The following is a 16781-nucleotide window of genomic DNA, read 5'->3' as shown; positions in this document are numbered from 1 at the left end:
CATCATTACTTTTGCAGTTTGTGATGCAGAGATATCAGGGCTACGCCCCTAGATTATTACTTTTGCAGTTTGTGATGCAGAGATATCAGGGCTGCGCCCTTAGATCGTTACTTTTGCAGTTTGTGTTACGAAGATGCCAGGGCTACGCCCCTATTTTATCAGTTTTGCAGTTTGTGATGCAGAGATGCCAGGGCTACGCCCCTATATCACTACTTTTGCAGTTTGTGATGCAGAGATATCAGGGCTGCGCCCTTAGATCGTTACTTTTGCAGTTTGTGTTACGAAGATGCCAGGGCTACGCCCCTACATCATAAGGTTTGCAATTTTAGTTAGGGGCGTAGCCCTGATGTCTTAATTAGGGGCGTTAGCTCTTTCGAAATCTCATAATTTAGCAGAGATAAATTCAGAATAAAGCTATTTTAAACTCTGCTTTTTGCTAATTTTATAGTCCAAAACTCTGCTTCATGTATATTATTTTCGATACCGAAACCACAGGATTACCCAAGCGCTGGAACGCGCCCATCACCGATACCGACAACTGGCCTAGAGCTATACAAATCGCTTGGCAAGTTCATGACCAGTGGGGAAATCTTGTAGAAGCAAAAGATTATCTAATTCGTCCTGAGGGGTTCGACATTCCTTACGATGCCGAGCGCATTCATGGTATTTCTACCGCCTTGGCTCTAGAAAAAGGGGAGTCTTTGGACAGGGTATTAGCAGAGTTTAATGAGGCCTTATCAGAATCTAAGTTTCTGGTTGGGCAGAATGTGGGTTTCGATGTGAATGTGATGGGAGCCGAATTCCATAGAGCTCAACTAGAGTCTTTAATGGCATCTATGCCTGTATTGGATACTTGTACAGAAAAAACAGCTAAGCTTTGTCAAATCCCCGGGGGGCGTGGAGGGAAATTCAAACTCCCTACATTAACCGAATTACATCAACATCTTTTTGGAGAGCCCTTTAACGACGCTCACAACGCCACTGCAGATGTGGAAGCGACCACGCGTTGTTTTCTAGAGTTGATCCGCAAGGGAAATTATACAGAAAAAGAATTACAGTCAGAGCGTACTTATATTCCAGAATTCAAGTCTAAGCATACGGGGCCTGTCGGTAAAGTGGGTCTTAATCATATCAACCTCAAAAAAGCTTCTGCTCAATTGAAAGCAAAGCAAGAAGCAAAATCAGAAGAAAGCGGTCCTTCTAAAGCAGAGCTTGACGAGAATTTAGAACAACTGCAGGAGTCTAGTTTTGTTCATCTTCATAACCATACCCAATTCTCCGTCTTGCAATCGACCACGGCTGTTCCAGATCTGGTAGCGGCAGCGTCAAAGCACCATATGCCAGCGGTGGCTATTACAGACCATGCCAATATGATGGGGGCGTTTCATTTTGTAAATGCAGTTAAAAAACACAATGCCGCTGTGGCCAATGATGATGAAAACACTTCAAAACCTATAAAACCGATTATTGGTTGTGAGTTTTTTGTGTGTGAAGATCACTTGGATAGAACTCATAAAGACAATGGCTACCAAATGGTGATTTTGGCCAAGACTAAAAAGGGCTATCATAATTTAGCAAAAATGTCTTCTATCGGCTTTACCAAAGGTTTTTATTATGTCCCTAGAATTGATAAAAAGCTTATTGAAACCTATAAAGAGGACCTCATAGTTCTATCGGGAAGCCTCTATGGTGAGATTGCTAGTAAACTTTTGAATCTTGGAGAAAACCAAGCGGAAGAGGCCTTGGTCTGGTGGAAGGACACCTTTGGCGATGATTTTTATGTAGAAATTATGCGTCACCAGCAAGAAGATGAAGAGCGCGCCAATGAAGCTTTAATCCGACTTGCCAATAAGCACGACATCAATTTAGTAGCGACCAATAATACCTATTACGCCGACCAAAAAGACGCCAATGCGCATGATATTTTATTGTGTGTTAAAGACGGAGAAAAGCAAAACACACCCATAGGTCGCGGACGGGGCTATCGCTACGGACTTCCAAACGACCAGTACTATTTCAAGTCTGCTGAGGAGATGAAATCTCTTTTTAAAGACTTACCTCAAGCCATTTCCAACACGGAGGCAATTGCCAATAAGGTGGAAGCCTTTGAACTGGCTAGGGAGGTGTTATTACCGGCTTTTACCATCCCAGAACAATTTTTGGACGAGGCGGATAAAACCGATGCTGGTAAGCGTGGAGAAAATGCTTACTTGAAGCACCTTACCTTTGAGGGGGCTAAAGCGCGTTACGGAGAATTAAGTGAAGAGATCAAGGACCGATTGGATTTTGAACTTTCCGTTATTGCCAACACAGGTTATCCGGGTTATTTCTTAATTGTGGAAGATTTTATTCGCGAAGCCAGGAAAATGGGAGTCTCTGTAGGTCCAGGACGTGGATCTGCAGCGGGTAGTGCCGTGGCCTATTGCTTGAAGATTACCAATATAGATCCTATAAAATACGATTTACTTTTCGAGCGGTTTTTAAATCCAGAGCGAGTGAGTATGCCCGATATCGACATCGATTTTGATGATGAAGGGCGGAGCAAAGTAATGGATTATGTGATTGAGAAATACGGCCAAAATCAGGTGGCGCAAATTATCACTTATGGGACCATGGCAGCTAAATCTGCGATAAGAGATACTGCAAGAGTTTTGGATCTGCCTTTGTATGAAGCCGATCGTATTGCCAAATTGATACCAGACATGTCCAAGCTAGGGAAAATCTTTAGCATGGATGAAAAGGAAATTCGGAAGAAATTTAGATCCGAAGAGGTCGATAAAGTCTTAGAACTTATCGCTATTTCAGAACAAGATTCCCCAGAAGCTGAAACGGTAAACCAAGCTAGGATTTTGGAAGGTTCTGTGAGGAATACAGGCATTCATGCCTGTGGAGTGATTATCACCCCCGACGATATTACCAAGTTTGTTCCCGTCTCCGTTGCCAAAGACTCCAACCTCTATGTCACCCAATTCGATAATTCGGTGGTGGAAGATGCAGGCCTTCTGAAAATGGACTTTTTGGGTTTAAAGACCTTAACTCTAATTAAAGATACCGTTGAGATTGTAAAAGCACGCCACGACATCGATCTAGATCCTGAAGCTTTCCCGCTAGATGATGAAAAGACCTATGAGCTCTTTCAGCGTGGAGAAACTGTTGGGATTTTTCAATATGAATCTCCGGGGATGCAAAAACACATGAAGGATCTAAAGCCAACGGTGTTTGGAGATCTTATTGCGATGAATGCCTTGTATAGACCAGGACCGATGGAGTATATACCGAGTTTTATAAAACGGAAACACGGGGAGGAGAAAATCTCTTACGATTTGCCTGAAATGCAAGAATATCTTGAGGAAACTTATGGGATAACCGTTTACCAAGAGCAAGTGATGTTGCTCTCGCAAAAATTGGCCAGCTTTACAAAAGGGGAAGCCGATGTCTTGCGGAAAGCCATGGGTAAAAAATTGAAAGATGTCTTAGCCAAACTGAAACCAAAGTTTATTAACCAAGCCAAAGACAATGGACACGATGAAGAAAAGCTAGAGAAAATCTGGAAAGACTGGGAGGCTTTTGCCAGTTATGCCTTCAACAAATCCCACTCGACTTGTTATGCCTTTGTTGCTTACCAAACAGCCTATCTAAAAGCCCATTATCCAGCAGAATATATGGCAGCTGTCCTTTCCAATAATATGAGTGATATCAAGAAAGTTAGCTTTTTTATGGAGGAATGCAAGCGAATGCGTTTACCGGTGTTGGGACCAGACGTGAACGAATCTTATTATAAATTCTCGGTGAATAAAGACAATGCCGTTCGGTTTGGCATGGGCGCTATTAAAGGCGTTGGTGGTGGAGCAGTGAACACTATTGTAGAACACCGCAAGAAAGACGGTCACTACCTCTCTATTTTTGATTTGTCCAAACGCATCGATCTTCGAGCTGCCAATAAGAAAGCTTTTGAAAGTTTGGCTTACGCAGGAGCTTTCGATAGCTTGGGAGAAGTGCACCGAGCTCAATATTTTCAAGCTACCGACGGAGATTTAACCTTTCTGGAAAAGGTGATTAAATATGCAGCAAGATACCAAGAGAATAAAAACTCATCCCAAGTGAGTTTGTTTGGTGAGGCGAGTGAAGTCCAAATTCCTGAGCCAGAAGTACCGCCTTGCGAGCCTTGGCATACCATGCGAACTTTAAAAGCAGAAAAGGAAGTGGTAGGTCTGTTTTTATCGGGTCACCCGTTGGATGATTTTAAACTGGAAATCAACTCCTTTTGCAGATCGAATCTAAAGGAAGTTGCAGAAATTGAAAATCACCTCAATAAAGAGTTATCCCTTGCGGGAGTGGTGACAGATGTAAATCACAGGGTAAGCAAAACCGGAAAAGGCTTTGCGACTTTTGTACTAGAAGATTATAACGAAAGTCATGAATTCTGGATTTTTGGGGAAGAGTACTTGAGATTCAGACACTTTTTGATTCAGGATAATTTTGTTCACGTGAAGTTGAAGGCAACCCAATTTACAAATAGAGATACTGGAGAACCTGGGCGAACCCGTATTGGTTTTCTGTCTTTTAAACAACTCCAAGATGTCTTAAAGGAAAATGCCAAAAAACTAACAATCCAAATGAACGTGGATGACCTTAACCAGTCTCAAGTACTAGCCTTAGGAGACTTGTTCAAGACTTACTCGGGAGATCACTTGCTAAACTTTGTGGTGTATGAAATGAAGGACAAGATTAAAATCCACATGCCGAGCAAAACACAAAAAGTAAAAATTTGTAATGAATTGATTGATGAACTATCTGAGCAAAAGATTAAATTTAAAATCAATTAAAGACTTTTGGAGCTATTTTAAATGAGGTAAAACCCAAATCAACCTAATATTGTCTTTATGAGTGCTAACTTCCTAGTGGAAGGTCTTATGCGTGATAGTTATCTTTACTAATAATGGCACAAATTTATTATTATTGCTCTCATGTTACTGATTATGAGGAAGGTATATTTTTTATTTAGTTACTAAACGAAGGCTCTCAACTCAATTTTTCATATCTTTGACTAAACAGACTCCAATCATGACTAAACTTTCACCTCCTAGGGTATTAGGACTATTGTTTTTATTCCTTTTAACCGCTCAAATTACAACTGCCCAAGACGTTATCCATTGCTGGGATTTTAATGGTACAACTCCTTTTACGACTCCGTTAAATACAGATAATAGAGTTTCAGGATCCGGCTCTATTACTCATAATTTAGTATCAACCACTTCATTTGATGGTTCAACTATAAATACATGTTCTGGAAGCGAAGCTGGCACTTCTTTTGCAGTAAGTGGAGGAGCAGGAACATCATCTGGAGGAGGCAATAATGGAAAACATCTTGATTTTAATTTTTCTTCAGAGGGTTATAAAAATTTATCACTTTCTTTTTGGTCAAGACGCTCGCCTGCAGGCTTCAGTAGCAATACTATAGAATATTCAACTGATGGAACAACGTTTACAAGCTTTCCCACGGGTTCACCTTTCGATCCGGCTTTAAGCCCAGGCGGACTTTTATCTTTTAACTTATCCTCGGTCACAAGTATCGATAATCAATCTAATTTAGTCATTAGAATCGTATTTAACGGTGCCACAGATGCTAATGGTAATAATCGTATTGACAATGTAAAACTCGAGGGTGAATTTCTTAATGATCAAACTTCAGAAGTCGTTGCGCCATCAACTCAAGTGGGAGCAAGTATTTTTGTTGCTGCGGATACAGATATACTTCCTGTCTTTAGTTTTGATATTATAGATCAAGGCGGTGGTGATAATGAGCCTACCACTGTTACTCAAATGCGTTTTGTCGCTGGAGCTAATAATACTGCAGACTGGTCAACATTTACGAATGTTGCTATACAAGATGCCTCATTCACTGAAATTCCAGGAACAGCAGTCGTTACAGCCAGTGAAGTTATTTTTACGCCAACTACTCCTGTGGCTGTGGCTGATGGTGCTTCAGTTAATTTTACGGTTGAAGTCACTTTGGATCAAGCTAACATTGTAGATGGTAGTGTAATTCAGTTTCAAGTGGATGGAACTAATTCTGGTTTTGAAGCAGAATTTTCTGGATCTATATTCAGCTCTTCTTTTACAGACGTGGTTGGAAATAATATCACTCTGGATGTGGTGGCGACAGAAATAGCCTTTTTAAAACAACCTACTGATGTGGAGGTAAATGCGTTTATGACTCCATCAGTAGAACTAGGATTTTTTGATGTTAATGGAAATTTAGATACAACTACTTCTTCAGTAGTGGAATTAACCTCCACAGGCGATTTGGATACTTCGCCCTTAACGCTTAGCCCAACAAATGGTATTGTTACATTTTCTAACATCATACACAATACAGAAGGTCTAGACATAATTTTAACTGCCTCTACTATAGATCCTTTCTCAATTACAAGTTCTCTTTTCGATGTATTTGCGAATGACAATACTACAGAAGTCATTGCACCTGTAACTCAAGTTCCAGTAGGGACTGTAATTGCAGCCAATGCAACAGCATCCGGTACTCCAGAGTCTGTGTTTAGTTTTGATATTATAGATCAAGGCGATGGTGATAATGAGCCTACCACTGTAACTCAAATGCGATTTGAAGCAGGTGGTAATAATACAGCAAATTGGCCATTGACTTTTCAAGATGTAGTTGTCCGAGAGGCATCCTCCGTAGTTACAGGAACAGCAGTTATAAATGACAATGAAATTATTTTTACACCAATTACTTCTGTGGTTGTTGCTGATGGTGCTTCAGTAAATTTTACGGTAGAAGTGGTTTTGAATGAAACCAATATCACCGATGAAAGCATTATAGAATTCCAAGTGCCAGAGACAGGTTTAGGATTTATAGCAGAAATTTCAGGGTCTATTTTCAATTCTACTTTCACTGGTGGAACTGTAACTGGTAACCTAATTACTATAGATGTTGTCGCTTCAGAAATGGCCTTTTTACAACAACCCACAGATGTGCAAGTAAATGCGTTTATAACGCCAGCTGTCCAAGTAGCCTATGTGGATGAAAATGGAAATGTAGACACCTCTATCATTACAGACATTAGCTTAACTTCTTCTGGAGGTACTCTGGTCAACCCTCTTAATCCAGTTTCTGCCGTGAATGGTGTAGCCACTTTCCCAAATATAGCCTATTCGGCAGAAGTTTCAGGTCTTACCTTGACTGCTGATACTACAGAGCCAGAAATAACCCCAAGCTCTATTACAAGTAATCCTTTTAACGTAGGCATTCCTGTGATTGCTATTCAAGATTTTGATGGGACGCAACCAGAATGGGTATATACCACCAGTATTCCAACATTTGATAATGGTTGGGGTGTAGATGGATATTTTGGTGTAATCAATATCACAGATACTTCTCGACTTGAAAACCCAAGCTTTATAAATACTATTTTTGGAGAAAATGATTTGGATGATGAAGGAGATAATGGAACTTCTGGATTCGCCTCCTTAGATTTTGTGACTGTTGATGTTTCTGGATACACTGGGGTTAATCTCAGCTTTGACTGGGAGGTTGTAGGATATAATGTTCCAGGAGATCGAATAGAGTACCAAGTAACTTTTGATGGAATGTCTCAAACTAGAGTTACTTTATTTGAAGGTTTTACTTCTACACAAGATGGTTCAGGAACAGAAACCATACCTGTGCCTCTAGGTACAAATGAAGTTTCTTTCCAATATTTTATACAAAATGATGGTGTGGATGGTTTTTCAGGTTTGGATAACGTAAAACTGACTGGTGATTCCAATGCTAGGGATACTGATATTTTAGCACCATCAACACAAATTGCAGACGCAACTTTAACCGCAGATGTCAATGACGAGTTAGCTCAAGCAGTAGAAGTATTTGGTTTTGAGGTGGTAGATTCTGGAAATTTCGACAACCTTCCAACCAATATCACCAGACTACGATTTGTTCCTGGCAGCACCAATAATGCAGATTGGGCTACTGCTTTACAAGGCATTTCTATTTCTGATGGAACTGATATTTTGGATCAAGCCAACCAAACGGTAACCATAACTACCGATGAGATTATAGTAGACATCACTTCAGATCCAGACGATTTGTTCGTAGTGAGTGATGGAACTTCAAGAGACTATATCCTCAGTGTGTTTTTAAATACAACAGGAATAATAGACCAGGAGGTGATTCAACTGGCTATTGCTGATGGGAATGAAGACCAATTGGCTTCGAACGATGGTTCTATTTTCTCTCAAGGGATTACTGCTTTTGAAGGCAGTGAATTTTTAATTGAAGTTATAGGAACACAACTTGAATTTTTCGTACAACCAACAACCACTTTCGTTAATGTTAGTATGTCACCATCTGTAAGAGTTAGAAATCTGGATGCCAATGATAATGTGGATTTAGATAATACAGTTAGCATTGTAATTTCCTCCGAAGGAACTTTGAACGGTGGGCTTGTCTCAAGAAATATCAGTTCTTCTTTGGGTTATGCTAATTTCAACACTCTACAACATACTGCCACAGGCTTTGATTTGAGACTTACAGCCTCAACAACATCAGGTTCAACAAGTATACAAAGTCTTGAGTTCAATATTATATTAGAGTCAACATTACTCATTTCTGAAGTGATAGATCCAAGCGATGATGCAGATGGTAGATATGTGGAATTGTTCAATATGGATGTGGAACCTATAGATCTGGATGATCTGAATTACTTTTTAATCAATCCTTCAGGAACTGGAGAAAGTATACAACTTACAGGTGTGATTCCACCAAAGTCTTATTATGTGATAAGCTTTATAGATGATGCAACATTTAATTCTATTTACGGAAGAGATGCTGACTTTGTAGCACCAACGACTTTAGCTTCAGATGGTACCGATATCTATCAGCTTTCTTTTGACTTTAATGAACCGAGAGCTGTATTGGATGTCTATGGTGATGCCGGTACTGGATGGGAATTCATCGGTCAGCGAGCGTACAGAAATATTCCTACAGTGAGGGTTTCCAATTCAACTTATACTAGTTCAGAATGGATCCTTGAAGTTTCTGCATCTAGTGCTGATGCTACAATAGGAGTTGGAGACAATGATTATGTATATAGTAATGATACAGATACCTGGGGATCAGTTGGTATTGGAACTCCAACCGGAGGTTTAATTTCAGAAAGTATTTTCGTAGAATCTGGAACCACAACTTTGACTTCTCTAAATACTATTTCAGATATTGTGGTCAGAGACGATGCAACCTTAATTATTGAAGATGCTGTGACTTTAAATGGAGATTTTGCCAATTTTGGAAAAGTGATTTTCAGTAGTACATCCACCAAAACAGCTGCTTTGGGACCATTTCCTGCCACAACCAGGCAATTAGTTGGAGATAACTTTGAAATACATCGGTTTATTCCTAAGAGTAATAGGGCTTTTAGATATTTATCTTCGTCAGTAACGACTACAACCTCTATAAACGCCAATTGGCAGGAAGGTGAGAATAATACATCAACTGGAGATACAAATAATTTAGATCCAAATCCAGGTTTTGGAACCCATATTACGGGTTCAACCACTGGACAAAACGGCTTTGATGCAACTGAAACAGGAAACCCCTCTATGTTCGAGTGGAATTCTTCTGACGTTGAATGGAAAGCAATCCCCAACACTGATAGTAAAACTTTTAACGCTGGAGATGCCTATGCTTTACTGATTAGAGGAGATAGATCGACCACGCTAAACTCCAACACTGCTGTTGGTCCAGCAACCACGTTAAGAACAACTGGAAAATTGGTGGTAGGCTCTAAACCTGCTCCTAACTTATCCTCAACAGTAAATGGATTTTCCTTGATAGGGAACCCTTACCAAGCTAAGGTTGATATGGCAAGTTTGCTAAATTCTGATAATGCAAATGCTGTAAGTTCTCAATTTTTCTATATTTATGATCCTACTATTGGGACTATTGGTAGTTACGCTACTGTAGACTTAAGCGATGGGACATCTACTCCTGACTCTGGTGCTAATCTGTTTTTAGAACCAAATCAAGCCTTTTTTGTGGAAACAGTATCTGCTGCTGGAAGTCCAATAGTCATATTCAGAGAAAGTTATAAAACAACTGAAACGGGCAATAACACCACCTTTAGTGAGCCCGAAGCATTGACCAATATGAACATTAATCTTAATGAAGATATTTTAACTAGCGGTAATACAGTTATCGATGCGGTGAGGGTGAAATTCAGAAATGGAGGAAATAATGCTAAAGACACCTTGGATGCCACAAAACTTTGGAATTACGAAGAGTCTTTTGCTATCGATAGAAACCCAAACTATATGTCCATAGAATCTCGAGCGATGCCAACTGCTCAAGATAGTGTTCCGTTATATTTTGGAAATTCTAAGCTTTTAGCCTATCGCTTGGTCGTTGAACCAGAAAATTTAGTGAACACCAAGGCGTATTTATACGATAGATATTTAGAGTCTAGTACAGAACTACCAACCGATATAGCAACTTCTGTGTCCTTTAACCTTGACCCTTCTATACCAGAATCTAAAGCAACAGATAGATTTGTGATCAAATTTGAAGAAGTGAGCTTAGGCACAGAAGATGTCGTTTTCAACTCTTCTATGGTGGTGTATCCAAACCCAGTGAGAGGAAATACCTTTAGTATTTCTCATCAACAAGCCTTTGATGGACAAGTCTTAAGTCTTAAATTATTTGATCTTCAAGGACGAATGGTGCTAGATCAAGAGTTGACCAATTCTTCTAGAATGACAGTGAATCTGAATAATAGCCTTTCTTCTGGAGTCTATATCTTGAAATTGTCTGATACTAAAAACAGTCAAACCACTAAGCTTATTATAGAATAAATTTGAATACATACTATACCCAAAAAAACTCCTGATTGTTCAGGAGTTTTTTGATTTTATGAAGTCAACTATTACTTTACAGATAAAACTTATCTCAGTACTTTTTTATTTCCCGCCCAGTAAAAAATACAATCTGACTTCGGCTTTAGCCAGGCTTGATGAGATAGTGATGGTTTAATTCTGTTTCAGGTATAATTTCAAACTCTCATTATTAAAATTATTTTCCCTTTTTGTTATTGTTTTACAATAACAATTCATATACTTGTTATCGTAAAACAATAATTTTTAAAGGAATGAAGACAATTTTGGATTTACTTTATGTTGGGGTTCAGCTTTTGCGTTTAGTTTTAAGTGCTTGTATTGTGGTATCTACTTTTTTGTTTTTTAATGGCATGGACCGTTTCATGGCCTCCGACTTCGAATTTGCTCTGATGACTTTGCCTGTCTTTGTTTTTTGGGTGTTTGCTTTCATTGCTCTCAACCGTATTCTAGGAGTTATAAAATGCTGTAAACACCTTAATTACTTTTCACAACCCAACGCCCAATCTATAAAATTCTTGGCTTATGTGCTCATTGTATATGCAATTGGTGTCCCTTTTTTAGAGTTTATGTTCAAAATTGTTGAGCTGGGAAGACTTGAATTTAGTTTCGTTATTGACATAGAATATTCATTTATAAGCCATCTGGCTTTAGGATTGATCCTATTGTTGCTAGCCAAAATAGTAGAACGTGGAAGAGAACTCGAAGTCGATCAAGAACTTACTATTTAATCTATACATTTATGCTTAAAAAATCTAGTTTCAAACTTATTTTCGATATCCTATTTTATACAGTAGTCATTAATGCGATAGCTACATTTATTATGATGCCCATAGAAGGTTTTGATATATCATTTTCAAATTCAGTTTATGAGCCTAAAAGAGAATTTTCATCGTCGATATATATTGCGGCCATCAACGAAATTATTTTTTCTGTGGCCTTTGTTTTTGTAGCGTATCATCTGCGTCGAGCAGCTAGACTATTTATGATTAACGGAGAATTCAAATCTTTTAATTTGGTGAAAAATCTTAAACGTAGCGGCCAATTCTTAATAATTCTAGGATTAAGTCTAGTGGTTAAAAAAATATTTTTGGAGTATCATTTTGAAGTGACTACCCACTTTTTTCAATCCAATTCGATGATCTATCTATTGTTGATTGTCATTGGACTTAGTTTTATACGTTTAAGCAAAATGCTCAAATTATCTATTTTGGCGAAGCAGGAACAAGACTTAACAATTTAAGCCATGTCTATTAAAATTAATCTGGATCAGGTCCTCGAAGATCGTCACATGCAATCGGTAGATTTAGCTAAAGCTATAGGTATTACCAAAGCTAATTTATCCATCTTAAAAACAGGAAAAGCCAAAGCCATAAGGTTCTCGACCTTAGAACGTATTTGCGAGGTGTTGAATTGCCAGCCTGGCGATTTGTTGAGCTTCGAGCCTAAAGATTAGGTTTCACTTGTTTGCGATTTTAGCTTTTAAGAGTAGACTGGTCGACGTGAAAACCATTAGCTATTATAGCTGTTGGTGCTTAATTCAAGTTAGTAAAACAAAGGTTTTTCAGTTTCTAATGCAGTTATATATAACTCTTGATATGACATTCATTTATTCTGAATTGGATCCCGTTACGAAAATGCTTCAGGTAAAACTTTCAACCCCAGACGAAACTTATAAATCAACTTTATGTCTTATGCTGGATGTCTAAAAACTAAGAGGCTTTCTCTGCATAAATTCAGAAGAAAAAAATATAGTGCATAAAAAAAAGCAAGACCCTAGAGTCTTGCTTTAATGTTTGAACAATCTCAAAATTGGATAAAATTTGGGATATTCAAGTTAAATGGATAGTTATGCAAATATGTGTAGTTTTCATCACTTTGAGTTACGGTTTGACCGTACATGTATTACGGTTAAACCGTAAATTTTACTTAGAGTCTTTATTTTCCTCCTCCAATACGTCTAGGATATAAGCATAATGGGCATTTAAGGTCTTATTCTCCGATTCTTTTTTGGACTTAGCAAAGGATTTAAGCTCATTTTGAAGCGCTAGACTCTTACCTTTAAGCTCAAGGGCTAAGCCGTCATCACTCATTAATTCCTTAAGTTGATGTGCAAAATACTTTTGTAACTCACGTTCAACTTGGCCTGGAGCGGTTCTCCCGTAGACGAGATCCTCCGCTAAACGGTCCAAAAGCTCTTGAGGGGAAAGCCCATTTCCAAGTAAAGAGGAGTTGGTATCCCACATTAGATTGAGTCGGTCTGCATCCATAAGTCGATTTAGGACACCTTTATTTAAGCTGATTAAATTCTCGAGTTTTCCCGATTTTGAAAATTTGGAAACCAGCGCGTTATCCATCAACCAATATTGAGGTGTCCAGACATTCTCATTCAGAAAGTCAAGAGCCTTTATCTGCTTGGCTTTATCCACAACTTGATAAGGCTCTCCAGGCTGACCTTTTGTGAGCAAGGTTTCATGAACTCCACCCACGACTGAAGCCACGTGATACACATAGCGGCGGTACACCCCTAGCATTTCACCATAGAGCTCTTCCAGATCTTCATAAGACTGTCCTGAAGTGGTGGTCCATTGGTCGAGATTTTCGGCAACGATTTTAAGATTACTCAAACCATAGGTACTTGCTTGTACAGAATTATCTCCAATATCTTCGGTCTGTGCATCGGGGTCATTGCCTCTCCCACCAAACATATACGTAGGGTCGGTGCTGCGTTCATCTACAAAACTCTTCAAAATCTTTTGATCTTCTTCCGCAGAACTGTTTGGGAAATAGCGGTAACCCCATTCTATCGCATAGTCATCGTAAGGACCAAGTTGTCTTACAAAACGAATGTTTTCGTCGCCAGGTTGTGCGATATAATTATACCTCGCATAGTCCATGATCGTAGTTGCAATTCCGTTTTCTTGGGTAAAGCTTCCCGACCTAAGCGATTCTACAGGGTAGGCAGAACTTGCTTTCATGTTATGAGGTAAGCCTAAGGCGTGACCGATTTCGTGAGAAATCACACGACGCATCATCTCTCCAATTTCTTCCTCTGGGGTGTCTAAAGTTCTGGCTTTAGGATTGGCTGCCCCAGTCTCCAATAAATAGCGATTGCGATAAGACTTTAAGTGATTATGATACCAAATGATATCACTTTCTATAATTTCACCGGTTCTCGGGTCGGATACACTTGGTCCAACCGCATTACGGGTCGTCGACGCTACATACCTTACTGTAGAAAACCGAACATCTTCAGGACTAAAGTCAGGGTTTTCCTCTGCGGTTGGCGCTATTTTAGCCTGAATAGCATTCTTGAAACCCGCTTTTTCAAAAGCGGAATTCCAGTCTTCAATCCCTTTTATAAAATAAGGTCTCCATTTCTCTGGAGTCGCTGGGTCTAGATAGTAGACAATAGGTTTAACCGGTTCTGAAAGTTTGCCTCTAGCATAAGCTTTTTTGTTTTTGGGCTCCAGCCTCCAACGTCTAATGAGTCGAACTTCATCCGATTTTAAAGCATCGGAGCTATAGTTGTATTTTCCCAATCCAAACCAGCCAACACGAGGGTCTTCGTAGCGAACTTGCATAAGATCTTCGGGCAAAGCGATAATGGAATGGTTCACTTGAAAGGTAAACGTATTGGTAGAATTTCCCCGAGGGGGGTTATCGGTGGGAAAGGTAAGCGTATGGGTAATTTCTGTATTCTTAGGAAAACTTTTGGCAGAATTGATGCGGCTACGCTTATCGTCAGCTTTGCCCATTTTATACTCTTTCTTTAATCCGTCGGGGATAATATTAAAGGACGGAGAGTCAGAATTGAAGAACGAAGAGGCCTCAATAACAATATCCTCGCCTTCCTCCGACTTGATTGGGAAGGTCGCTAAAATGGGATTTAAGTTATTTTGAGCGACACTCAGCCTTATGGGATCGTCTTCATCGGCTACATTGGTGGTAGAGACTTGGATGAGATCAATGGATTTTCCCACTTTCACCAAATGAATCAGTTGTTCTGAGGTTTTGGATCCTGCATTTCTGTAGGCCGAATAGTTGGAGGGTAACTGCTTAAGGCGAGTGACCATGAGCAAGTCTTTTTCCAGAACTTCTTTTGGAAACTTCAGGTAAAGGTCATCTCCATCAAAATAAGTAGTGAGGAGACCTTCACTTTTGGGCATGGTATTGAGAATAGAGTCTAAGTTTTTTATGGGCTTATCTTGGGCAACACCCAATTGCAAGCTCAATCCAAAAACGATGAGTAATAGATATTTCATAGGCTTTGTTTTAATATAAGACTGAAAATATACAAAAAAGTTTAAAGTAGTGATTAGCCGTGAGTCTTTAGAGGTGAGTGGTGAGTTTTGAGAGGTGAGTAGGTAGCCGTGAGTTTTGAGTCGTGAGTCGTGAGTCGAGAGGGGTGAGCCGTGAGCCGGTAGCCGTGAGAGGTGAGTTTGAATACATGTCAGTTCGAGTGAATTTTGCTTTTGAAAAAAGTGAAATTTGTATCGAGAACTCGATTAAGCCTAATGGAGGTATTAGAGGTGGATTAGTATAATGGTGTAATGGTGATTGGTGAGTCGTGAGTCGAGAGTTTTGAGAGGTGAGTAGGTAGCCGTGAGAGGTGAGTGGTGGTTAGTATAATGGTGTAATGGTGATTGGTGAGTCGTGAGTCGAGAGTGGTGAGTCGGTAGCCGTGAGAGGTGGATTAGTATAATGGTGTAGTGGATTTTTGGTGAATTTGCCAATAGAGGTGAGTTGTGGACTATATTTCATATTTAAAATTTCAAAATTGACAATTCAAATTTTTTTCTGTTTATGTCAGTTCGAGTGAATTTGACTTTTGAAAAAAGTGAAATTTGTATCGAGAACTCGATTAAGCCTAATGGAGCTATTAGAGGTGAGTCGTGAGTCGTGAGAGGTGAGTCGGTAGCCGTGAGAGGTGAGTTTGAATACATGTCAGTTCGAGTGAATTTCGCTTTTGAAAAAAGTGGAATTTGTATCGAGAACTCGATTAAACACCTGACTTCAAACTACTTCTCGATACAATTTTCTATCGAAAATCACTCGAAGTGACAGCCTTGAGGCGTCAAGTTCCACGATACAAAGAAAAACGGCCTATTGAAAAAAAGTTAAAAATCAAGGAAGCAGCTTGGGAAAAGAGATGAAAATCTGTTTGAATCACGCTTTAGCGTGATGAGTTATTTTTCATCTGTGGCTGGGGATTCCGTAGGATTTTCTAGTTTTTTTCAAACAGCCTAGTCTTTTTTGTTTCTTTTTTGGGCGATGCAAAAAAGAAAAGAGAGAGTAAATGATATAGAAAGCTTAATTGAAAGGTTTAATAGCCGTGAGAGGTGAGTGGTGGTTAGTATAATGGTGTAATGGTGATTGGTGAGTCGTGAGTCGAGAGTGGTGGATTAGTATAATGGTGTAATAGTGTAGTGGTGTAGTAGTATAGTGGTGAGTCAAAATAATTAAGAATTGATAATTAAGAATTTCTAATTCAAAAAGTATTTTTATTGAAGTTCAAGGTGAGAAATTTCTCGATACAAAGAAAACGGCCTATTTTTTATGGAAGTTAGAAAACAAAAAAGTGGTGAAGAAGGGATAAAGGAGCAAAGCACTAGTGAAACGGTTTGCTTTGCGTGGAGGAGCCGCTTTTGTAGTTTTCAAAGACATAAAAATAAGCCTAGTCCCCAAAGCTTTGGGGATTGGTTTCTCCCGACACCTCGGGATTGGGCGATGCAAAAAAGAAAGAGAGGTTAATTCTATCTAAAGCTTAAACAAGAAATTACTTAAAGCCTAAATATATTACTTAAACAGATTCCGTATCGCGCTATCGCTTGCACGGAATTTCAAGCTTCTCAATACAAAGAAAACGGCCTATTTTT

7 protein-coding genes are annotated in these 16781 nt (G+C 39.2%); 5 read left to right on the top strand and 2 right to left on the bottom strand.

Features of this window, described 5'->3' with window-relative positions:
- The first annotated feature begins 464 nt into the window (after positions 1-464).
- The 5 genes from dnaE (at position 465) to PGOND44_RS14315 (ending at position 12358) form a co-directional block, all read left to right on the top strand.
- Positions 465-4826, top strand: a complete 4362-nt coding sequence (gene dnaE / locus PGOND44_RS14335) for a DNA polymerase III subunit alpha (protein ID WP_003444852.1) — start codon at positions 465-467, stop codon at positions 4824-4826.
- A gap of 238 nt (positions 4827-5064) precedes the next feature.
- Positions 5065-10863 (top strand): T9SS type A sorting domain-containing protein, encoded by a 5799-nt coding sequence (locus tag PGOND44_RS14330; RefSeq protein WP_003444850.1) that lies wholly within the window; start codon positions 5065-5067, stop codon positions 10861-10863.
- Between the two features lie 293 nt (positions 10864-11156).
- Entirely contained in the window at positions 11157-11633 is a 477-nt protein-coding gene (locus PGOND44_RS14325; RefSeq protein WP_003444847.1) for a DUF2975 domain-containing protein, read from the top strand.
- A gap of 11 nt (positions 11634-11644) precedes the next feature.
- Positions 11645-12145, top strand: coding sequence for a hypothetical protein (locus PGOND44_RS14320; RefSeq protein ID WP_003444842.1), 501 nt, complete (start codon positions 11645-11647; stop codon positions 12143-12145).
- Positions 12146-12148: 3 nt separating this feature from the next.
- A complete protein-coding gene (locus PGOND44_RS14315; protein ID WP_003444840.1) occupies positions 12149-12358 on the top strand; it encodes a helix-turn-helix domain-containing protein in 210 nt (69 codons plus the stop codon).
- A 469-nt stretch (positions 12359-12827) separates the two neighbouring features.
- Here the strand turns inward: PGOND44_RS14315 and PGOND44_RS14310 are convergent, their stop codons facing one another.
- Positions 12828-15167 (bottom strand): zinc-dependent metalloprotease, encoded by a 2340-nt coding sequence (locus PGOND44_RS14310; RefSeq protein ID WP_003444837.1) that lies wholly within the window; start codon positions 15165-15167, stop codon positions 12828-12830.
- Between the two features lie 358 nt (positions 15168-15525).
- On the bottom strand, positions 15526-15666 hold the full coding sequence (locus tag PGOND44_RS15630) for a hypothetical protein (protein WP_155943850.1): 141 nt from the start codon (positions 15664-15666) through the stop codon (positions 15526-15528).
- Positions 15667-16781 lie beyond the last annotated feature (1115 nt).

Origin of the sequence: Psychroflexus gondwanensis ACAM 44 (genome assembly GCF_000355905.1) — a bacterium.
Taxonomy (GTDB): domain Bacteria; phylum Bacteroidota; class Bacteroidia; order Flavobacteriales; family Flavobacteriaceae; genus Psychroflexus; species Psychroflexus gondwanensis.
This window is presented reverse-complemented; position numbering and strand designations above follow the sequence as displayed.

Excerpts from the sequence above, each read along its gene's own strand:
- dnaE (WP_003444852.1), top strand. The coding sequence starts at position 465 with ATGTATATTATTTTCGATACCGAAACCACAGGATTACCCAAGCGCTGG.
- PGOND44_RS14330 (WP_003444850.1), top strand. The coding sequence starts at position 5,065 with ATGACTAAACTTTCACCTCCTAGGGTATTAGGACTATTGTTTTTATTC.
- PGOND44_RS14325 (WP_003444847.1), top strand. The coding sequence starts at position 11,157 with ATGAAGACAATTTTGGATTTACTTTATGTTGGGGTTCAGCTTTTGCGT.
- PGOND44_RS14320 (WP_003444842.1), top strand. The coding sequence starts at position 11,645 with ATGCTTAAAAAATCTAGTTTCAAACTTATTTTCGATATCCTATTTTAT.
- PGOND44_RS14315 (WP_003444840.1), top strand. The coding sequence starts at position 12,149 with ATGTCTATTAAAATTAATCTGGATCAGGTCCTCGAAGATCGTCACATG.
- PGOND44_RS14310 (WP_003444837.1), bottom strand. The coding sequence starts at position 15,167 with ATGAAATATCTATTACTCATCGTTTTTGGATTGAGCTTGCAATTGGGT.
- PGOND44_RS15630 (WP_155943850.1), bottom strand. The coding sequence starts at position 15,666 with ATGAAATATAGTCCACAACTCACCTCTATTGGCAAATTCACCAAAAAT.